The sequence below is a fragment of the Rhodococcus wratislaviensis genome (genome assembly GCF_041228765.1).
Classification (GTDB): domain Bacteria; phylum Actinomycetota; class Actinomycetes; order Mycobacteriales; family Mycobacteriaceae; genus Rhodococcus_F; species Rhodococcus_F wratislaviensis.
In genome coordinates, this window is the sequence record NZ_CP150488.1 from 2,948,216 (window position 1) to 2,968,517 (window position 20,302).

General features: G+C 68.4%; 20 protein-coding genes. 8 read left to right on the top strand and 12 right to left on the bottom strand.

What is annotated here, in order from left to right:
* Genes WKC72_RS13440 through WKC72_RS13460 form a run of 5 tightly spaced genes read right to left on the bottom strand, consistent with a single transcriptional unit; the run spans position 1 to position 7,223 of the window.
* On the bottom strand, positions 1-1,161 hold the full coding sequence (locus tag WKC72_RS13440; RefSeq protein ID WP_370182898.1) for a VWA domain-containing protein: 1,161 nt from the start codon (positions 1,159-1,161) through the stop codon (positions 1-3).
* Positions 1,158-3,326 (bottom strand): DUF5682 family protein, encoded by a 2,169-nt coding sequence (locus WKC72_RS13445; RefSeq protein WP_174484710.1) that lies wholly within the window; start codon positions 3,324-3,326, stop codon positions 1,158-1,160. Before WKC72_RS13445 ends, WKC72_RS13440 begins: the two co-directional genes overlap by 4 nt.
* The gene (locus WKC72_RS13450; protein WP_037238549.1) at positions 3,323-4,426 is read right to left on the bottom strand and encodes an AAA family ATPase; all 1,104 of its coding nucleotides are present in this window, start codon (positions 4,424-4,426) and stop codon (positions 3,323-3,325) included. Before WKC72_RS13450 ends, WKC72_RS13445 begins: the two co-directional genes overlap by 4 nt.
* Positions 4,423-5,898 carry a DUF5691 domain-containing protein gene (locus tag WKC72_RS13455; protein WP_128641608.1) on the bottom strand — a complete coding sequence of 492 codons (1,476 nt, stop codon included), beginning with the start codon at positions 5,896-5,898 and terminating at the stop codon, positions 4,423-4,425. Before WKC72_RS13455 ends, WKC72_RS13450 begins: the two co-directional genes overlap by 4 nt.
* The gene (locus WKC72_RS13460) at positions 5,895-7,223 is read right to left on the bottom strand and encodes an SWIM zinc finger family protein (protein WP_370182900.1); all 1,329 of its coding nucleotides are present in this window, start codon (positions 7,221-7,223) and stop codon (positions 5,895-5,897) included. Before WKC72_RS13460 ends, WKC72_RS13455 begins: the two co-directional genes overlap by 4 nt.
* A gap of 128 nt (positions 7,224-7,351) precedes the next feature.
* On the opposite strand from WKC72_RS13460, the gene WKC72_RS13465 reads away from it, so the two are divergent.
* Entirely contained in the window at positions 7,352-7,867 is a 516-nt protein-coding gene (locus WKC72_RS13465) for an SRPBCC family protein (RefSeq protein WP_370182902.1), read from the top strand.
* Here WKC72_RS13465 and WKC72_RS13470 read toward each other — a convergent pair.
* A complete protein-coding gene (locus WKC72_RS13470; RefSeq protein WP_005252244.1) occupies positions 7,813-8,241 on the bottom strand; it encodes an antibiotic biosynthesis monooxygenase in 429 nt (142 codons plus the stop codon). The genes WKC72_RS13465 and WKC72_RS13470 overlap by 55 nt on opposite strands.
* Positions 8,242-8,308: 67 nt before the next feature.
* The gene (locus WKC72_RS13475) at positions 8,309-8,812 is read right to left on the bottom strand and encodes a GNAT family N-acetyltransferase (protein ID WP_268789772.1); all 504 of its coding nucleotides are present in this window, start codon (positions 8,810-8,812) and stop codon (positions 8,309-8,311) included.
* 190 nt (positions 8,813-9,002) lie between these two features.
* Between WKC72_RS13475 and WKC72_RS13480 the strand changes: the two genes are divergently transcribed.
* The 3 genes from WKC72_RS13480 to WKC72_RS13490 are packed head-to-tail and all read left to right on the top strand — an operon-like array spanning position 9,003 to position 12,188.
* Positions 9,003-9,527, top strand: coding sequence for a MarR family winged helix-turn-helix transcriptional regulator (locus tag WKC72_RS13480; RefSeq protein ID WP_268789773.1), 525 nt, complete (start codon positions 9,003-9,005; stop codon positions 9,525-9,527).
* Positions 9,520-11,319 (top strand): long-chain fatty acid--CoA ligase, encoded by a 1,800-nt coding sequence (locus WKC72_RS13485; protein ID WP_370182903.1) that lies wholly within the window; start codon positions 9,520-9,522, stop codon positions 11,317-11,319. The genes WKC72_RS13480 and WKC72_RS13485 overlap by 8 nt, the downstream gene beginning before the upstream one ends.
* A gap of 17 nt (positions 11,320-11,336) precedes the next feature.
* Positions 11,337-12,188 (top strand): patatin-like phospholipase family protein, encoded by an 852-nt coding sequence (locus WKC72_RS13490; RefSeq protein WP_112301834.1) that lies wholly within the window; start codon positions 11,337-11,339, stop codon positions 12,186-12,188.
* A 3-nt stretch (positions 12,189-12,191) separates the two neighbouring features.
* Here WKC72_RS13490 and WKC72_RS13495 read toward each other — a convergent pair whose 3' ends face one another.
* Positions 12,192-13,439 (bottom strand): lipase family protein, encoded by a 1,248-nt coding sequence (locus WKC72_RS13495; RefSeq protein ID WP_370182905.1) that lies wholly within the window; start codon positions 13,437-13,439, stop codon positions 12,192-12,194.
* A 119-nt stretch (positions 13,440-13,558) separates the two neighbouring features.
* Between WKC72_RS13495 and WKC72_RS13500 the strand changes: the two genes are divergently transcribed.
* Positions 13,559-14,053 (top strand): N-acetyltransferase, encoded by a 495-nt coding sequence (locus WKC72_RS13500; protein ID WP_037238573.1) that lies wholly within the window; start codon positions 13,559-13,561, stop codon positions 14,051-14,053.
* 4 nt (positions 14,054-14,057) lie between these two features.
* Here WKC72_RS13500 and WKC72_RS13505 read toward each other — a convergent pair whose 3' ends face one another.
* The 3 genes from WKC72_RS13505 to WKC72_RS13515 are packed head-to-tail and all read right to left on the bottom strand — an operon-like array spanning position 14,058 to position 16,283.
* Positions 14,058-14,819, bottom strand: coding sequence for an amino acid ABC transporter ATP-binding protein (locus WKC72_RS13505; RefSeq protein ID WP_370182907.1), 762 nt, complete (start codon positions 14,817-14,819; stop codon positions 14,058-14,060).
* Entirely contained in the window at positions 14,816-15,484 is a 669-nt protein-coding gene (locus WKC72_RS13510) for an amino acid ABC transporter permease (RefSeq protein ID WP_370182909.1), read from the bottom strand. Before WKC72_RS13510 ends, WKC72_RS13505 begins: the two co-directional genes overlap by 4 nt.
* A 10-nt stretch (positions 15,485-15,494) precedes the next feature.
* On the bottom strand, positions 15,495-16,283 hold the full coding sequence (locus WKC72_RS13515) for an amino acid ABC transporter substrate-binding protein (RefSeq protein ID WP_011594807.1): 789 nt from the start codon (positions 16,281-16,283) through the stop codon (positions 15,495-15,497).
* 98 nt (positions 16,284-16,381) lie between these two features.
* Here WKC72_RS13515 and WKC72_RS13520 point away from each other — a divergent pair, with 98 nt between their 5' ends.
* Positions 16,382-17,845, top strand: a complete 1,464-nt coding sequence (locus tag WKC72_RS13520) for a SulP family inorganic anion transporter (protein WP_037204221.1) — start codon at positions 16,382-16,384, stop codon at positions 17,843-17,845.
* On the opposite strand, the gene WKC72_RS13525 is transcribed toward WKC72_RS13520, so the two are convergent.
* A complete protein-coding gene (locus WKC72_RS13525) occupies positions 17,842-18,612 on the bottom strand; it encodes a deoxyribonuclease IV (protein ID WP_037238585.1) in 771 nt (256 codons plus the stop codon). The genes WKC72_RS13520 and WKC72_RS13525 overlap by 4 nt on opposite strands.
* A gap of 200 nt (positions 18,613-18,812) precedes the next feature.
* On the opposite strand from WKC72_RS13525, the gene WKC72_RS13530 reads away from it, so the two are divergent.
* Complete coding sequence (locus tag WKC72_RS13530; RefSeq protein ID WP_037238588.1) at positions 18,813-19,061, top strand: helix-turn-helix transcriptional regulator; 249 nt, start codon at positions 18,813-18,815, stop codon at positions 19,059-19,061.
* The gene (locus WKC72_RS13535) at positions 19,061-20,296 is read left to right on the top strand and encodes a type II toxin-antitoxin system HipA family toxin (protein WP_037238591.1); all 1,236 of its coding nucleotides are present in this window, start codon (positions 19,061-19,063) and stop codon (positions 20,294-20,296) included. Before WKC72_RS13530 ends, WKC72_RS13535 begins: the two co-directional genes overlap by 1 nt.
* Positions 20,297-20,302 lie beyond the last annotated feature (6 nt).

The following is a 20,302-nucleotide window of genomic DNA, read 5'->3' on the forward strand; positions in this document are numbered from 1 at the left end:
TCATTCCGTCTGGAGACTGTCCGCCCACCTGCCGATGTCGCCGCGTTCCAGTGCGAGCGCCAGCAGTGCCGGGAACCTGTCCGGGGTGCACGCGAACGCCGGAATGCCGAGCCCACCCAGGGCCGCCGCGTTGTCGTGGTCGAACGACGGGGCGCCGTCGTCGGACAGCGCCAGCAGAACCACCACCTGGACGCCCGCGTTCTTCATCGCCGCCATCCGCCGCAGCATCTCCGCGCGGATCCCGCCCTCGTACAGGTCCGAGATCAGCACGAACAGCGATTCGGTCGGCCTGTCGATCAGTGACTGGCTGTAGGCGATGGCCCGGTTGATGTCGGTGCCGCCTCCGAGTTGCGTGCCGAACAGCACGTCGACGGGATCGGACAGCTTGTCGGTGAGGTCGACGACTGCCGTGTCGAACACGACCAGCGACGTCTTCAGTGCGCGCATCGAGGCGAGCACCGCGCCGAACACGGACGCATACACGACGCTCGACGCCATCGACCCGGACTGGTCGATGGCGAGGACGACGTCGCGGTGCACGGCCTGCGATCGGCGGCCGTACCCGAGCAGTCGCTGCGGTACCACCGTCTTGTACTCGGGGAGGTAGTGCGCGAGGTTGGCGCGGATGGTGCGATTCCAGTCGATGTCGCGGTACTTGGGGTTGGTGATGCGGGCCGACCGGTTCAGGGCACCGGTGACGGCGGTCCTGGTCTTCTGCGCGATCCGTTCCTCCACCTCCCGGACGACTTTCTCGACGACCATCCGGGCGGTGGCCTTGCTGGTCTCGGGCATCACCCGGTTCAGGCTCAGCAGCGTGCCGACGAGGTGGACGTCCGGTTCGACGGCGTCGAGCAGCTCGGGTTCGAGGAGCAGCTGGGTGAGGCCGAGCCGGTCGATGGCGTCCTTCTGCATCACCTGCACGACGCTGCTCGGGAAATAGGTGCGGATGTCGCCGAGCCAGCGCGCGACCTTCGGCGCCGATCCGCCGAGACCCGCGCCGCGACGGCGGCTCTTCGACCCTTCGCTGCTGGTGTCGTACAGGGCTGCCAGAGCGCCGTCCATCGCCGCGTCCGTCTTGGACGCGAGACCGCCGGTGGATTCCTCGGCGGCGTTGCCGAGCAGCAGTCGCCACCGCCGTAGCCTCTCCGCGTCGTCGGTCACGACGTCACCCCCAGAATGTCCGCGACGGTCCGGATCGCGATCGTGCCCCGCCGAGCGTCGACCTCGGCGCGGGCATCTGCCGTGGACCCGCCCTCCACGGACTGCCCGATCGCCCGGCGTTCCCCGGTTTCGAACCCGCCGAACGTGCGCCGCAGCAGTGGCAGCACGTCGACGAAGTCCTGCTCGCGCAGTCCCGACACCCATCCGTCGAGGAGTCGCAGCAGTTGCCGGTCGTGGACCAGCAGCAGCCCCCCGCCGCCGAGGAAGCCGTCGACCCACCCCGCCTTGGCGGACGGATCGGCGCCGACGGACAGCGCCCGCGACAGTCGGGTGGTGGACTCGGTTTCGCTGACGGCACCTGCGTCGCGGAGCAATCGGACCATGCGTCCGATCACGAGGCCGTTCACGTCGCTGCGGTCGACGAGGCCGGCGAGTGTGCCGAGCCACCGCGCCGACGCGCGATCGTCGTCGCGCAGCATCACCGCCGCGTGGACGTCGTCGACGGCGCGGCGCAGGTCGAGTGCGCTGTCGTCGTCCAGACCCGACAGCGCCGAGGGCAGTCCCGCGCAGACGCGGACGAGCAGGCTGTCGGTGACGCGGGTGAGGGACGAGACGTCGGTGCCGCGGACGTCGCCGTAACGCAGTGTGCGGGTGAGCGCGGGCAGGGCCTCCATCAGGTGCATCACATCGTGGTCGAGCGTGGCCGCCGTCTCCAGCGCACGCAACAACTCGGCCAGCGCATCCCCGAGATCCGACAGCAGTGCCTGCTCGAGCAGCCCGGTGAGCCGGGCGAGGGAGACGTCACGGGACGACGCCTCCTCGCGCACCTTCGCTGTCGCCGCGGCCTCGACGGTGGTGCCCCACAGCGACGCCTCGATGATCGACACCGCCAGTTCGGGTTTCCAGGTGAGGGACCACGTCTCACGGAACGTGCCGGTGCCACGGACGTCGCTGTCGGCAGGCGTGCCCCAGCCGACACCGAGGATCTGCAACCGGTGCAGGAGCCGGGATCGTGCGACGTCGTTGTCTCTGCGCAGGTCGAGGTCGATGGTCTTCTCGGTGGCCTGCTGCTTGAGCCGCAGAGTCTTCGCCCGCGCCCGCAGGTCGGCGTCGAGGGGGACCGTCGGGGTGTCGGCCGGGACGGCGCCGAGTGCCTCACCGACGACGAGTCGCCGCGTGATCAGGTCGAGCAGGACGTCGTCGCCGTCGCACATCACGGCGCGGGTGGCCTCGGTGACCTCGGAGAGACCGGCCAGCGGCCGCGCGCGCATCGCAGCCAACGTCTCTGCGAGACGGACGGATTCGATGACGTGTGCACTCGACACCGGAAGGTCCTCGTCCCGCAGCACGCGCGCGACCTTCGTGAGCCATCGGGTGATCGTCCGGTCCGGGGCGGTGAACAGGTGGTGATACCAGCCGGGAGAGGTGATCCCGGCGCCGTATCCCGATGCCGCGGACAGCCGCGAGTGGGTCCACGGCACCCACGTGAGCGAGGTCTTGATCTTGGGGATTCCCTTGAGGATTCGCGCGTCGGCGGTGGCCGGTCCGAGAGGTCCGGTGAGTGCCGGGGCGTGCCACGCGCCGCACACCACCGCGATCCGCTGCGCGCCGCCCTTGATCACCTTCCGCAGCGTCTGGCGCATGTACGCCTCGCGCCTGCTGGTGGGTTCGTCGAGTTCGACGGTGTCCCGCAGGGCGGTCATGGCGTCGGTGATCGCGTCGAACGAGTCGGGCCCCGAACCCGATTCGACGACGGCGTCCCACCAGCGTTCGGTGTCGTCGTAGCCCGCCGCGGCGGCCAACTGGGTCAGCGGATCCTCGGAACGGGGCTCGGAGTCGTCGGCGGCGAGGGTGTTGGCGGCAGGAAGGTCGCAGAAGCGGACGTCGACACCGCGCCCAGCCGCCCACGACAGCGCCTGCCACTCCGGGGAGAACACGGCGAACGGCCAGAACGCCGCGGTCCTGGGTTCGCCGGTGGCATACGCGAGCAGGGCCACCGGAGGCTCCATCGTGTCGGAGGCGGTCAGCGCGACCAGCGGATCGGCGTCCGCGGGCCCTTCGATCAGGACGGCGTCGGGGACGAACTCGTCGAGCGCGCGACGCACCGATCGTGCCGAACCGGGCCCGTGGTGGCGGATGCCGAAGACACGGACGTCGGAGTTCACCCCGTGACCTCGCGGCACGCCCGGTAGAAGTCGGCCCAGTCCTCCCGTTCGCGGACCACGGCCTCGAGGTATTCCGTCCACACCACTTTGTCGGCCACCGGGTCCTTCAGCACGGACCCGAGGATGCCGGCGGCGACGTCGGACGGACGGAGCACCCCGTCACCGAAGTGCGCGGCGAGGGCGAGTCCGTTGGTGACGACGGAGATCGCCTCCGCCGTCGACAGCGTTCCGGACGGCGACTTCAGTGTGGTGCGACCGTCGCTGGTGACGCCCGATCGGAGTTCGCGGAAGACGGTGACCACGCGCCGGATCTCGTCGACGGTCGCCGGGACCTCCGGCAGTTCCAGCGAGGACCCCAGTTGCTCGACGCGCCGCGCGACGATGGCGACTTCGTCCTCCTCGTTGGCGGGCAGGGGCAGGACCACCGTGTTGAAGCGCCTGCGCAGCGCGGAGGACAGTTCGTTGACGCCGCGGTCGCGGTCGTTCGCGGTGGCGATCAGGTTGAAACCCTTGGCGGCCTGCACCTCGGTGCCCAGTTCGGGGATGGGGAGCGTCTTCTCCGACAGCACGGTGATGAGTGCGTCCTGCACATCGGCGGGAATGCGGGTGAGTTCCTCGACCCGTGCGATCCGCCCGCCCTGCATTGCCGTCATGACGGGGGACGGAACGAGTGCGCCCGCTGTCGGGCCTTCGGCGAGAAGCCTCGCATAGTTCCAGCCGTACCGGATGGCCTCCTCCGGTGTCCCCGACGTTCCCTGGACGAGCAGGGTCGACTCGCCGGAGACCGCCGCCGACAGGTGTTCGGACACCCACGTCTTGGCGGTCCCGGGGACGCCGAGCAGAAGCAACGCGCGATCGGTCGCGAGCGTCGCGACTGCCACTTCGATGAGCCGGCGCGGACCGACGTACTTGGGGGAGATGACGGTGCCGTCGTCGAGTTCGCCGCCGAGCAGGTACGTGACGACCGCCCACGGAGACAATTTCCACGACGGTGGCCGGGGCCGGGTGTCGTGCGCGGCGAGGGCGGCGAGTTCGTCGGCGTAGGCCTGCTCGGCGTGGGGTCGTAGCAGGTGGGCCTGGGCGGCCGCGATCTCGGTCACTCGAGCTCCTTCAGGACTGTTCTGCGATGGTCGATGTTGGTGGCGACAGCGGCGAACGCCTGGTGCCAGCCGGGGTCACGGGTGCGTTCGGCGGCCGCTCGGAGCAGCGGCGCCGCCGCGAACGGGAAGTGCGTCTCGGCGCTGCGGAGGGTCGAGTAGTGGCTGTGCCGGGAGAACTGCCCGAGGTCCTTGCCGGTCTCGGCGTGCCGCCCGGCGACGTCCTCGAGGCGAGCGATCACCCGCTCGGCCAGGTCGAGCGGCCAGGGGTGGGGCAGACCGTCGAACAGGGCGGCGCCGTCGACGCCCAGCAGGTAGGAGTCGGCGCGACCCGACAGGATGTATGCGAGGCGTTCGCGGGCGGGAACGATCGGTACGACGCGACGTTCGGTTTTCCGACCTTCGCGGTGTAGCAGAGCCGACGCCCAGCGCGGATTGCGCTGCAGCACGGTGGCCGTGGTCCACGCCTCCATCATCACCTCCCGCCACTGGTCTTCGATCCGGATCTCCAACGCGGTGGAGGCGGAGCCGATCATGCCTTCCCACACCGACAAGGGGGCGGCGGTCACCACCATCCGCAACCACCAGCTGCGGATTCCCTTGTTCTTGAAGTGGACGTCCTCGATGCCGTCGCGCCGGGCCGAATCGTCCAGGGAGCCGGGCATGTTCACCACGAGGCGGGTGCGCAGCGGCTTCTTCTCCACCCGCACCCATGCCCGGGCGCGAGCGGCCATCCGCTCGGCGTATGCGGAGTTCGGCAGCTGCCGCAGCAACTGGACCGCTTGCTGGCGCACCTCTTTCCGCCGGTCGTCGAGCGCGTGCTCGAGCAATGCGGAGTCGGCGTCGCCGAGCCCCGTGCCGAGGACGGCGATGAACGCCGCCCGGTGCTCGCCCCGTTCGGAATCCCAGGTGCGGCTCAGTTCGGCCATCGCGATCGCCGGGTCCACTGCCCGCATCGTCGTGAGCCATTGCAGTCGTTCCTGGTGTGCGCCGTGCGTCCACACGTCGGTGCGGTCGGGCCGGCGGACCAGCGTCGACCAGTCCGGGTTCTGCGCGGCGAGCCACTGGCCGCGGGGGCCCACCAGCCGGAGGATGCTTTCGCGGTGGGTGTCGTTGCTGCGGGCCACGGCCATCAAGTCGGCGACGAGATGATCCGGCGCGCGGTAGTTCCGCTCGGCCACGACCGCGAACCACTCGGTGAGCGTCCACGACTTGGCGGCGAGCAACTTCATCAGATGCGACGCGGACGCGGGCGGCAACTGCAGCCTCGGATCGTCCTCGGCGGGTGCGGGCAGCACGTGCGCGGAGGCGGCGACTCCGCCGTCGCGGTACGCGTTCTCGAGCGCGGCGGCGCCCAGCAGAGTCTCGGCCGGATCACCGATGACCGACTGTGCCAGTTCGCCGGTGGCCAGATCCTGGAACGTCGGGGCGGACCGTGCCGTGCCGAGAAGGGCGGCGGAGAGGAGTTCGCTCATCGCCGGCTCCCCGCCGCCACGGCCGAGGGCGTGCCTGCCCCGAGCGGGTACACGTCGCCGCGATCGAACACCGACACGGGAACAAGTGACTCGCTGGTCCACTCCCCGAACACGGTGACGGGACGGCCGCCGGACATTCCGAGGAGCCGCCACAGGACCGGGTCGTCGCCGGACAGCGGCAATGCGCGCCCCTGCGCGTCGACGAGAAACCAGTGCCCGTCGTCGATTGCCGGGGTGACGCCGGTGAGCAGCGCCGGCCACGACCGGACCCACGGGTCCGCTCCGACCGCGGCGGCGAAGTGGTCGAGAGCGGTGTCGATGTCGCTCGGAGCGACGGTGGTGAACGGTTCGGCGGTGTCGTGGGCGTCGCCGAACCGGGCGCGCAGCGGCGCGGCGCCGGGGTAGAAGTGCAGGGTGGCGTCGACGAGCGATCCGAGCGGCGGGACCTCTGTCGAGAAGTTCGCGGAGCCGTGCGCGAAGTCCAGGAGGATCGCGCGGCGACCGTGGTCGCGGCCGATCAACCACACCTTGCGGGTGAAGAGGCGTTTCTCTTCGGTGGTCTGCATCCCCAGGACCATCCACCGGTCGCGGACTCCCGGCTCGCTGCGCACGCTGTCGGTGGCCACCGGGTATCCCACGTGCGAGCGCACCGACGCCTGCAGGGGTTCCGGTAGTTCGCTCAGACGGCGGTGGGCGACGACGAGAAGGTGCAGTCTGGCGTACTCGCGGAGTAGCCGGTCCGGCCAGTCGGCCTGGGTGGCCACGACGATCGGCAGGCGACGCAAGGCGGACGCGACGCCGGGCGCCTGCGCGTCGACCATGCGGGCCGCGATGGCGTCGAACGCGGCTGGCGAGATGTCGGCGGCGCCGAGCCCGCCGCGGATCTGGTCGGTGAGCCACAGGTCGAGTTCGTCGAGGCCCGCCGTCACCCGCTCGGCCCGGCGTTCGGTGGCCTTCACACCGGCCGTTTTGGTGGCCGCAGCCGCAGGCACGGCTGCCCGCCCGGCCCTGCGGCTCAGCCAGTCCGCCGCGAACGGGGGCGGTTCGGACTGCTCCGGGACCCGGCCCTGCGACCAGATCAGCAGCAGGCCGAGCGTGTGTTTGCAGGGAAACTTCCGGCTCGGGCACGAGCAGTTGTACGCAGGGCCGGAGAGGTCGACGACCGATCGATAGGGGCTCTTGCCGCTGCCCTGGCACAGTCCCCACAGTGCGTTGCCGTTGCTGCCCGTCTGCGACCACGCGGCCGACAGCTTTCCGGCGGCAGCGAGCGAGCCGGCATCGGGGGCGACCGATGCGACCTGTCCCTCCGACCAAGGCGACGTCACTCCGCCACCGTAGGGGAGTTGTCCGACAGGAAGGGAGGAGGGTGCGCGGAATTGTCGGCCAACTTCGGTGTGGACGTCGGCCTCCCGTGTCAAGCTGTCGTCAGGTACGACAGCGAGGGAGTGGGCCGGTGATCCACGGAAGGTATTTCGAGTTCAAGGGTCGTCCCGCCGTGCGGTTCCGGTGCACGTACCCGTTCTCCGTCCAGAGGCTGTGGGAGGCGGTGTCCGAGCCGGCCGAGCTCGCGCACTGGTTTCCGTCGCGGGTCCGCATCGACACCTACGCCGGTGGTGACATCGAGTTCTTCCCCGAACCGCACAGCGACCCCGAGACGGGGACGGTCCTCGTCTACGGCGCCCCGTACACGCTCGCGTTCACGTGGGGCGGGGACGAGATCCACTTCGAGGTCGAACCGACCGCGGATGGGTGCGCCCTGACGCTCGTGAACGTCCTCGAGGTCCGCAACACGGCGGCCAGGAACGCCGCCGGGTGGACTGTCTGCCTCGCCGACCTCGACCGGCACCTCGACGGCTCCGACGCGCCCGGTCACCGTGGAGATGCGTCGGCGGATTGGCGCCCGTTCTATCAGACCTATTTGGGGGAGGGGATGCCGTCCGGTGCGCAGATCCCCGGGGAGTCCGCCTGACCGTGGCCGGCGGCGGTCCGGCGGCGAGGGCGTTCGAACAGGCTCTCCACGTCCGACGCCGGCTCGTCCGGCTCCTCGACCGCGATGTTCCCGCCGGTCCTCAGCCATCCGTTCCGCAGCGAGGACGTCAACCAGTTGTCCAGCGCGGCTTGGGTTTCGAACTTCAGTACGATCACGCAGACATCGGAGGTGCTGCTCTCCTTGAGCCATCCTCCGCCGAGGAATCCGGGGAACAGCCGGGCGAGCCCGAGTCCGGTCTGGATCCAGTCCGCGAACTCCTCGTCGCAGCCGGGGAGGACCCGGCGGACGATGGTCGTCGTGACGGACGCATCCACGGGCCCGGCTGTTCCGGCGCCCTCGGCCGCGTGCTCCATCGTTTCCTACCTCGGTTCTGCTCACCCCCGCGACACGTGCCACCTCAAACTACCAGCGGATACGACGTCACAGGTCGTAGAAGGGCGCGGCGTACCTGAACGTGCCGGTGATGCTCGGATCCCAGCGTGCGAGCCGGCGGACCTGGAAGTGGGACGACCACGAGGGCTGGTCCGGTTCGATCCCGACCGACGTTCCCGAGACGAAGCCGAACCGCGGGTAGTAGTCGAGGTGACCGAGCAGTGCCACCAGGGGTTCGTCCCTGGCGTCGGCGCCGCCGAGCGCGGCGTGCATCAGTGCCGAACCCACCCCGTCGCGCTGGAGGCCGGGGAGTACACCGATCGGACCGAGCGCGAGTACGTCCGTGGAGTCGACGGTCGCGCGGGTCAGGCACACGTGGCCGGCGACCGACCCCGCCAGTTCGGCGACGAGGGACAGTTGTGGAATCCACGCGTCGCTCGACCTCAACCGGGCCACGAGGCCGACCTCGAGGGGAGCGTCGCCGTCGAAGGCCTGCCGGTGCACCTCCGCCACCGCATCGATGTCACCCGGATTCTCGCGTCTGATCAGCATGCGCACAGAGTGCATCGACGGGCACGCGGTCGCAACGGATTTCTCACGGCGCCCGTTGTCCGGCCGGTAGCGGTGCGCTGAAAGCGTTCTCCAATTGTGACCGTGTGACATTTCCGGCCGACTGAATTTCCGAGGCATCAATAGCAATATGGGCAGAACGTGAGTCGAGCAAAGGACAACGGGAATCGGGGTGCGGGTGGTCGAGGCCAGAGTGGTCGGATATAGTTGCGGTGTGCAACACAACGAGGTCGAGCCGGAGGAAACGCCCGCATCGGGCGTGGTGGCCGTCCATGACGAACTCGTCCGCCTCGTCCGTCAACTGGTCGCCGGAGACCGCCCTCCCGTCGGATCCCCGACGTTCGCTCAACATTCGCTGCTCTCCTTCGTCGCCCGCAATCCGGGATGCCGGGCCACCCAGATCTCGGACGCATTCGGTGTGCACCGCTCCACGGTGTCGCGTCAACTCCGGGGCTGCATCGACGAGGGTTGGGTGCACGCCGAGCCGGGACCGCTCCGCAGCGGACACCCGTTGAGCCTCACCGACGGCGGCGTCGCGGTGCTGGCCGGCGCCGACGCACGCCGGGTGGAGGAAGTCCGCGACCGGGTGGCCTCGTGGTCGGACAGCGAAATCGCCGCGTTCGCCCGGCACCTCCGGAAGTTCCGCCAGGGCGGCGACACCGACGACGACAGCATCGGAGACGACACCCGTGCGTGAGTACACCAGCGGCCCGACGTTCACCGTCTCCGACCACGAGAACGCCGTGCTGAGGGTATTCGCGCACGCCGAGAGCCACCCGGATCGGGTGATGTACACGCGTCCGGAGGCCGGCGGGTGGGTCGACGTGACGGCCAAGGACTTCGGCGCGCTCGTCATCGGGGTCGCGAAGGGGTTGATCGCCAACGGTGTCCGGCCCGGCGACCGCGTGGCACTGCTGTCGTCGACGAGATTCGAATGGTCGCTGCTCGACTACGCGATCTGGGCGGCGGGCGCCGCGTCCGTTCCGATCTACGACTCGTCCTCGCACGACCAGATCCGGTGGATCATCGAGGATTCGGGGGCCGTCGCGGCGCTCGTGGAGACTCCCGCCCACGCGTCGAGTTTCGAGGGCGACGGCATCCCCTACACGCTGAAGCGCATCCTCACCATCGACGAGGACGCGGTGGGCACGCTCATCAAGGACGGATTGTCGATCGACGATTCCGAGGTGTTCAAACGGGTGGTGGCACTGACCGCCAACGATCTCGCCTCGCTCGTGTACACGTCCGGGACCACCGGTCGCCCCAAGGGCTGCATCCTCACCCACCGGAACTTCCTGTCGGAGGTGCGGGCGTTGCTCGCGGCACCGATCGGCGACGTCGCCCGGCCGGGCAACCGCGTCCTGACGTTCCTTCCGCTGGCACACGTGCTGGCGCGCGCGGTGTCCCTGGCGATGTTCGAGGCCGGCGCGACCCAGGCGCACTGGTCCGACTTCGGCACGGTCACCGGGGAATTCGAACGTTTCCGGCCCAACACCATTCTCGGTGTTCCCCGCGTCTTCGAGAAGGTGCGGGACGGTGCGGCGCGCAAGGCGGCGTCGGCGGGCGGGCTGCAGAAGCGGATCTTCGACTTCGCCGAGGCCACGGCGGTGGCGTACAGCGAGGCCCAGGACACGGGTGGCCCGTCGCTGCGGCTCCGGCTCGAGCGTGCCCTCGCCGACAAGCTCGTCTACGCGAAACTCCGTGCCGCCCTGGGTGGCGACTGCTGGTGGGCGATCTCGGGTGGCGGAGCCCTGATGCCGAGCCTCGGTCACTTCTTCCGGGGCATGGGAGTTCCGGTCTACGAGGGCTACGGCCTCACCGAATCGACTGCCGCGCAGTGTGTCAACGTCCCCGGTGCGCAGAAGATCGGGACGGTCGGTCGGCCCCTGGGTGGTAGCAGTGTGCGCATCGCCGAAGACGGTGAGATCGAACTGCGCGGCGGCGTCGTATTCGGCGGTTACTGGCGCAACGAACACGCCACCCGGGAAGTGCTCGACGACGGCTGGTTCCGCACCGGCGATCTCGGCGACCTGGACGACGAGGGTTACCTGACCATCACCGGCCGCAAGAAGGATCTGCTGGTCACCGCAGGCGGCAAGAATGTGTCGCCGGGCCCCCTCGAGGACCGGCTGCGCTCGCACACCCTCGTCTCGCAGGCCGTGGTGGTGGGGGACGGCCGCCCGTTCATCGGTGCCCTGCTGACCGTCGATCCTCAGGAGTTCGACAAGTGGAAGTCCGCGCACGGCAAGCCGTCCGACGCCACCGTGGCGGACCTGCGCGACGACGAGGAGCTGCGCGGGGATCTGCAGGACGCGGTGGACGACGCGAACACCACCGTCTCGCACACGGAGTCGATCAAACGGTTCGTCGTCCTCGGCCGCGACCTCACGGAGGCCGACGGGGAGCTGACCGCCACGCTGAAGATCAAGCGTCCCGTGGTGACCGAGCGCTTCGCCGACGACATCGCGAGCCTGTACCGGCGGGGCTGACCCGTTACGGTGGCGGCATGACAACAGCTTTCGTTCTGTCGGGTGGGGCGAGCCTCGGTGCCATCGAGGTCGGCATGTTGCAGACCCTGATCGGCAGGGGAATTCGGCCGGACCTCATCGTCGGCACGTCCGTCGGCGCGCTCAACGGCGCCTGGCTCGCCGGCGGCTCCTCCGACTCGGACCTGCGTGAACTCGCAGATCTGTGGCGCGGTCTCACCCGCAGTGCGGTGTTCCCCACCGGATTGCTCACCGGATTCACCGGTTTCGTCGGCCTCCGGAACCATCTGGTGTCCAACCGCGCCATCCGGAGGCTGCTGGAGCAGAATCTCCGGTTCGAACGGATGGAGGACGCGCCCATCCCGCTGCACGTCATCGCCGCCGACGTCCTGACCGGCAAGGACGTCCGGCTGTCGACGGGGCCGGCCGTCGACGCCGTCACCGCCAGCGCGGCGCTGCCCGGCATCCTCCCACCCGTGGTGATCGACGGCCGGGCGCTGATGGACGGTGGGGTCGTCAACAACACCCCCATCTCCCATGCGATCGAGCTGGGGGCCACAACCGTGTGGGTGCTCCCCACCGGATATGCCTGCACCCTGTCGAAGGTCCCCGGAAGTGCCCTGGGCATGGGGTTACTCGGTGTGACCCTCGCGATCAATCAGCGGCTCGCCCTCGACATCGAGCGGTACGAGAGCGCCGCCGACATCCGGGTGGTGCCCCCGCTGTGCCCGCTGGACACGAGTCCCGCCGACTTCGGCGACGCCGACGAGCTGATCACGCGGGCTCGGGAGCAGACCGCGAAGTGGCTCGACGAGGCGCGGGTCGTCGAGGTCGGTCAGGCCGATCTGCTGCTGCCGCACGTGCACGGATAACCGTCAGCGGCACCCCGCGGCCGCAGGCACCCCGGCAAGTCGCTCGTCGATCCAGCGCACCACCTCGGGTAGCGCGAACACGGCCGCGGTGAGGTGCTCGCCGAACTGCGGGGCGTAGGTGACGTCGCCGCCGCCGCGGCACCACTCCTGCTGCAGCGCGATCACCCCGTCCTCCGGAATCCACTCGTCGCCGAGGAACACTCGCGACGACCCGTGATACAGCAGCACCGGTGTGGCCGGGGTGAGCGCGCCCATCCTGTTCTCTGCGACCACCGTTCGGGCCGTGGGACTGCCGAACGGATCGGGCGCGGCCGCGAACAGTTCGGCGGGCAGCGAGGCGATCCCCGCCGGTGCGAGCGCCAGGATGCACTGGTCCTTCAACGGGGACGTCGCCAGCAGCACACCGAGCGGATTCGCCAGTGTCAGCATTTCCGGGTACTCGCGGGCGAGCCCGAGGACGGCGGACAGGTACAGACCCGAACCGAGCTGGGCGTTCATCGTCCTGCGCAGCAAACCGAAATCGGCGGGTATCCCGCCTGCAGCGGCGCCGGCGAGCTCGACGTCCGGCGCGTACGACGGTTGCAGTTGCGCTGCCCAGCCGGTGGCGATCGCACCACCGCTGTATCCCGTCGCGACGACCGGACTGTCCGAGAGCCCGAGGCCGGGTAGACGCTTCATGCCGCGGATGCTGTCGAGCACGGCATGACCGGCCATTCGTCCCGCGCTGTACGCCATCCGCGGTCCCTGGTGGTCGGGCACGAGCACCGCGTAGTTCTTCGCGAGGAACAGCGACAGCACCGGTGGGATGTCCAGGTCGAGGGTCTGCCAGTCGTGCACCATCTTGTAGGACGGGGTGCACCGGGCGCCGAGGGAGTCGATGGGCATGTTGTAGTCGACCACCGGTCGCGGTCCCGGTGCCGTCCACGCCGCGGTCGGCACCAGGACCGTCGCGGTCACCGGCACGGGACGGTCCTTGGAGTCGTTGGAACGCACCATGATCTGGTGGGCCCGGTGCGGCACCAGCGTGTTCGGGAATGCACGGAGCGTCACTTGCCGTGAGCGGATGATCTCGCCGGCACCGAACTCCGCGACGTTCGGTGGCCACGCGAAGAAGTCGTCGTCCAGAATGGGGGACGGGAGAATGGATTCGGTCCCCAGGGGCTGGGCGGAGGCACGCGGAGGGTGGGCGCAGACGAACGCGGCTGCGCAGGTGGAGAGTGTCATCAGGACCACTGCACGAAACAGCTTCATCGCTACCACCGCCTGAGGTAACTGTCCCAGAATGTAACTGTAACTCCAGTCACATCATCGCAGATCGACACGGGTACAGCGGTGGTTTGTTTTCGCTGCGGGGTGGTTACTGTGTGTGCATGGCGGTCACCGTGGAGCGGGCAGTACTCGAGCAGGCTGAAGACATCGTTCAGATGCACTGGGACGCTGAGGATTGGATCCTGGCCAGGGAACTCGACGCACCCGCCCGGGGTGAGGTGTCGCTCGCCGACGTTCGTGAACAGATCGAGTTCGGGGAATGGCGTGTCGCGTTGTTCGCGGGGATCGTGGTGGGGGCGCTGCGGGTGCTGCGATCCGATCCGGACGTGTGGATCGAGGACGACATCCCGGCCGCGTACGTGGCCCGGGTCATGACCGATCGCCGGCACGCCAGCGCGGGACTCGGTGCCCAATTGCTCCGGTGGGTCGACGAGCACGCCCGCTCCGAGGACGCGTCCGTCGTCCGGCTCGAGTGCGTCGAAACCAACGCCCGGCTACGCGACTACTACGAGGAGCAGGGTTTCTTCCTGGTGGGTCGCAGGGACTTCGAGGTGGAATGGCCGAGCGTCGTGCTCATGGAGAAATCCCTGCACTGACCGTTCACAGCGGGTCGAGGATCCGGTGCAGGAACTGGCGCAGCCTCGGCCCGGTCGGATTGGCGAGCACGTCTTTCGGTGTGCCGCGCTCGAGAACGACACCGTTGTCGACGAACAGCACCTGGTCCGCCACCTGGTGCGCGAACCGGATCTCATGGGTGACGATCACCATCGTCCAGCCCTCGGTCGCGAGATCCCGGATCACCCGCAACACCTCGCCGACCAGTTCGGGGTCGAGTGCGGACGTGGGCTCGTCGAACAACATCAGTTTCGGCTTCAGGGCGAGCGCCCGGGCGATACCGACCCTCTGCTGCTGACCGCCCGACAACTGGTACGGGTACTGGTCGGCCTTCTCCGCCAGGCCGACCTGGGTGAGCAACCGCATCGCGTCCGCGTGCGCCTCAGCCTTGGGGCGTTTCTGCACCACGATCGGGCCCTCGGTGACGTTCTGGATCACCGTCTTGTGCGGAAACAGGTTGTGGGCCTGAAACACCATGCCGCTCTGCCCGCGGAACGTGGCCAGCGTCGACCGGTCCACCTTGGCGCCGAAGTCCACGGACACGTCACCGATGGAGATCGTCCCGCGGTCCGCCACGTCCAGGGCGTTGAGGGTGCGCAACACCGTCGTCTTGCCGGAGCCCGACGGCCCGATGATGACGGTCACCGTTCCTGCCCCGACGTCGAAGCTGATGTCGTGCAGGACGTGATGGTCGCCGAACGACTTCTCGACGCCGGATACCTGAAGCAGGGGAGGGGTGTCGGTCATTTGGCCACATACCTGTCGAGTCGGGTTTCGAGCCGGCCCTGGACGGCCGACAGGAAGATGCAGATCACCCAGTAGTACAACGCGGCGACGCTGTAGAGCGCGAAGAAGTCGAACGTCGGTGCGGCGGCGAGCTGGGCGACGCGCAGCAGTTCGGTCACCAGGATCGTCGATGCCAGCGAGGTGTCCTTCACCAGCGAGATCAGTGTGTTCGACAGCGGCGGCACCGCGACCCGTGCGGCCTGCGGCAGGACGATCCGCTGCAGTGTGGTGGTGTACCCCATCCCGATGGTCTGCGCTGCTTCCCACTGCCCCTTGGGGATCGACAGGATCGCCGACCGGATCACCTCGGCGGCGTACCCGCCGACATTGAGGCTGAACGCGATCACGGCCGCCGGGAAGGGGTCGAGAACCACGCCGAACTGAGGCAGCGCGTAGAACACGATGAACAACTGCACCAGGAGCGGCGTGCCGCGGATGATGGAGACGTAGAACCGGGCGATCACCGACAGCGGTCTGATCGACGAGATCCGCGCGAGCGCCACCAGCAACGCGATGACGAGCCCGATGCTGAAGCTGATGATCGTCAACGGAATCGTCATGGTGACGGTGGCCTTCAGCATCGGCCACAGGTTGTCCAGAATCAGCTGGACTGTTGCGTCGTCCACAGGCAGGCTCTCAGTTGGTCGGTGCCGAGACGTCGGTGCCGAAGTACTTCTGCGAGATCTGGGCGAGGGTTCCGTCGGCGCGCAGTTCGTCCAGGGCCTTGTCGATGTCGGGCATCAGACCGCTGTCCTTGCGGGCGGCGAACGCCTGCTCGCTCGTATCACCGGTCTCGGCGGCTACCTTCACACCGGTGTCGCTCGTCTGCTTCTGGTATTCGGCGACGGCCAGATTGTCGTTGACGGTGGCATCGACGCGGCCGTCCTTGAGCAGCGTGATGGCCTGCACGAAGCCCTCGACGGATTCGACGTTCGCACCCGCGTCCCTGGCGACCTGCGCCCAGTTACTGGTCGCCGACTGCGCCGTCGTCTTGCCGTTCAGGTCGGCGAGCGAGGTGATCGAGTTGTCGTCGGCGCGGGTGACGATCACACCCTCGGAGTAGGTGTACGGCGTCGACAGGTCGTACTTCTGGGTGCGTTCGTCGTTGACGGTCACCTGGTTGGCGACGAGGTCGTAGCGTTTCGCTTCGAGGCCCGCGAAGATCGAGTCCCACGGTGTCTGCGTGAACTCGACGGAGACACCGAGCTTGTCACCGACCGCGCGGATGACATCCACGTCGTACCCGGTGAGCTGACCGTCGGGACCCTGGTAGCTGAACGGTGTGTACGTGCCCTCGGTGCCGACCTTCAGGACCCCGGCCTCGCGAACCTGGTCGATGACCGGCCCCGAGTCGGAGTTCCCACACCCCGCCAGCGACAGCGCGGTCAGGACGGTGATCAGGACGGCCGGAAGTGTGCGTCGCACGGGGTTCCTCCTCTGTCGGCGGATCAGCTAACCGTACTGGTCGAACGCTACCCGGATAGGATCTTCCGGGTCCCCTCAGGAAGTAGGTTTGTCGCACCGTGCCCTCTCTCGCTCTCCGACGGCCGGTGTGGCTGCATCCGACGGTGTTTCGTATCGAGTCGTTGTCCGCGCTCGTCGTGGCGATGGCGCTCATCCCGGAGGCGTTGTCGTTCTCCATCATCGTGGGTGTCGATCCGCGGGTGGGACTGTTCACCGCCGCGATCATGGCGATGACCATCGCGTTCACCGGTGGCCGTCCCGCGATGATCTCCGCGGCCACCGGTTCGGTGTCGCTGGTGCTGGCCCCGCTCATGGCATCACACGGATTGCAGTACCTCATTGCTGCCGTCTTCCTCGGCGGTGCGATGCAGATCCTCCTCGCCGTCCTCGGGGTCGCGCGGCTCATGCGGTTCCTGCCTCGCAGCGTGATGGTCGGGTTCTGCAACGCGCTGGGAATCCTCATCTTCGTTCACCAGTTCCCGTATCTGACGAACGTTCCATGGGCGGTGTACGCGCTCCTCGCCGCCGGTCTGGCGCTGCTCGTGTGGATCCCGAAGCTGACCACGGCGGTGCCCGCCCCGCTGCTGGTGATCGTCGGTCTCACCGCGTTCACCGTCCTCGCCGGTGTCGCGGTGCCCACCGTCGGGGACCAGGGTGAACTGCCCGACGGACTGCCGACCCTGATCGGGCTGCCGGACGTTCCGCTCACGGTCGACACCCTGAAGATCATCGCCCCGTTCGCGCTGGCGATGGCCGTCGTCGGACTGCTCGAATCCTTGATGAGCGCCAAACTCGTGGACTCCGTCACCGACACACATTCGGACAAGACGCGGGAGTCGTGGGGCCAGGGCGTCGCGAACATCGTGACCGGACTCTTCGGCGGCATGGGCGGGTGCGCACTGATCGGGCAGACCATCATCAACGTCAAGACCGGTGGGGCGCGAACCCGCTTGTCGACGTTCCTGTCGGGTGCGTTTCTGCTGATTCTCGTGGTCGGGCTCGGCGACGTGGTGGGGACCATTCCGATGGCCGCGCTCGTCGCCGTGATGGTGCTGGTGGCCGCCACGACCTTCGACTGGCACAGCGTCCGCACGCTCCGGCGGATGCCGCTGAGCGAGACGATGGTGATGCTCAGCACTGTGGCGGGCACCCTGGCCACCGACAATCTCGCGGTCGGTGTGGGAGTCGGCGTGCTGGTGGCGATGGTTCTGTTCGCGCGCCGGGTGGCCCACATGGTGGATGTGCGCGGCGAACTCGACGGCGACGTCAAGACGTACCGGGTGAGCGGTCAGCTCTTCTTCGCCTCGTCCAACGACCTCGTGTTCTCGTTCGACTACGCCGACGACCCCGGCCGCGTCGTGATCGATCTGTCGGGCGCCACCATCTGGGACGCGTCCACCGTGGCCGCCCTCGACGGCATCACCACCAAGTACGCGAGTCGCGGCACCGACGTCACGGTGGAGGGCCTGAATCCGGTCAGCGAGGAGCGGTACCGCAGGCTGACCGGCCGCCTGGGCGACTAACCTGCGGTTTCCCGCAGGTACGCGAGGTCCTCGGCGAGTCCCTCCGCCGGCGTCTCGAGGACGACCGGCGCATCGGCGGTACGCACGACCTCGGCGAGCAGTTCGGGGTCGATGGTTCCGTCGGCGAGGTTGGCGTGCCGGTCGCGGGCCGAGTTGAACTCGTCACGGGAGTTGTTGAGGTGCACCAGGTCGATGCGTCCGGTGATGGCCTTGATGCGTTCGACGACACCCACCAGCTCCTCACCGCCCGCCCATGCGTGACAGGTGTCGAGGCAGAATCCGGCACCGAAATCGCCGACCTCCTGCCACAGCCGGTCGATGGCGTCGAAGTGCCGTGCCATCGCGAAGTCGCCGCCTGCCGTGTTCTCGATGAGGATGGGGACCGGGAATCCACCCTTGTCGGCCTGGCGTTCGAAGAGTTTGCGCCAGTTGACGATCCCCGCGTTCACGTCCTCACCGTCGCGCACGTGCCCGCCGTGGACCACCAGCCCGACCGCGCCGATGTCGGCGGCGGCCTGGGCCTGCTGCGCGACGGCGTTACGGGAGGGCATCCGGAGCCTGTTGTTGAGGCTGGCCACGTTGATCACGTACGACGAGTGCACGACGACGTCGATCGGGCTGTTCCGGATCTCGTCGGTCCGCGGATGCGTCGGCGGTTTCTCCCACTTCTGCGGGTCCGTGAGGAACATCTGAATGACGTCGGCGCCGAGCCGTTCGCCGTATCCGATCGGATCTTCGTCCTGGCGGACGTGTGCTCCTATGCGCATGTACTCAGGGTAGGGGGTGGGTGCGTCGACGCAGCTTGTGCTTGTCATCGCAGGCTTAAAGCTGGAGATGATCCTCTTTCTGCCTTTCTCGCACGTTAAGCTTGCTTCGGCAGTCATAGGCATGGACTTCGGGACAGAATCGGCGCACACTGGCGTTAAGCATCCGTCGACAAGCATTGTCACCGATCAAGGAGGCTTCCATGGCTACCCCACGCCGCCGCGAGCGAACGGAGACCGGCGGGATCGCCGACGGTTTCGTGGCGCGGCGACACCAGCTCGGGCTGACGCAGGCAGAGCTGGCCGACCTGGCCGGGGTGTCGAGGTCGAGCGTGCAGTCGATCGAATCGGGTCGGGGGACCGTTCAACTGGATCTCGTCGACGCCGTCGCGGACGCAATGGGGTGCCGTCTGGCGCTCGTCACCCGCTCGGGTGTCGAGGTGGCGTCCTGATGGTCGAGAACCTCAGCAACGTCGACCGGGCCGACGTCTACAAGGGTGAGCGCCTTGCGGGCAGTCTCGTGCGGGAGGGCGGTGACGTCGTTTTCCGCTACGACGCCGCGTACCTGCAGGACCCCGGCGCCCCGCAAGTCGCGTGGACGATTCCCACATCGTCGACCGACGTGCGCGCGAGCGGGGGCAGCGTCCCGCCGTTCTTCGCGGGTCTCCTTCCCGAAGGAATCCGGCTGCGGGGCGCGGTGGCAGCCACCAAGACGTCCGAGGACGATCACCTCACGATCCTGATGGCGGTCGGGGCCGACACGATCGGCGACGTGCGCGTGCTGCCCGCGGGGGTACCGCCGCCCGAGACCGCACCGGTGTTCGACCCCGACGCGGTCGAACGCCAGGACCTGCGCGCGCTGTTCGAGCACATGTCGGGGCACGAGGCGGTGAAGCTGGACCCCACCTCGCTGCCCGGGGTGCAGGCAAAGGTGTCGGCTCAGATGTACTCGACGCCGATCGCGACCGAGAAGGGTCCCGCCATCCTCAAACTCTCGCCACCGCAGGGGTATCCGCAGCTGGTCGAGAACGAGCATTTCTTCATGGGACTCGCCGCGCAGTGCGGGCTGCCCGTCGCCGACCACCAGCTGGTGCGCGACGGGAAAGGCAATGCCGGTCTCCTCGTCGCCCGTTTCGACCGGCGAGTCGATTCGTCCGGCCGCGTCATCCGCACACCCCAGGAGGATGCGTGCCAGGTGATGGGGATGTTCCCCGCCGCCAAGTACCGGCTGAAGACCGAGAACGTGATCACCGCACTCGCCGGCGTGTGTGAGCGCGGCGGCGGCTCGGCGCGGGTGGCCACCCTGGAACTACTTCGGCTGGTGGCCTACTCGTACGCGATCGGCAACGGTGACCTGCACGGCAAGAACTTCTCGGTGCAGCTCGCCGAATCGGGGTTGTGGAGTGTCACACCCGCCTACGACCTGCTGTGCACCCAGCCATACCTCGGGTGGCGCGACCCGATGGCGCTCGACTTCTACGGCAAGGCGAACAAGCTGAACCGCAGGCACTTCGTCGAATCCGGTGGCCGGCTCGGTGTCCCCGAACGCGCGGTCACCAGAATGCTCGACGGCGTCCGCAAGGGCATCCGCCGTGGCATCGAGGAGATCGAGACGATCGGCTTCACCGCCAAGGAGAATGCCCAGCTGCGCACGCTGATGGAGCGGCGCTCGGACGAACTGGGCTGAGCCGGC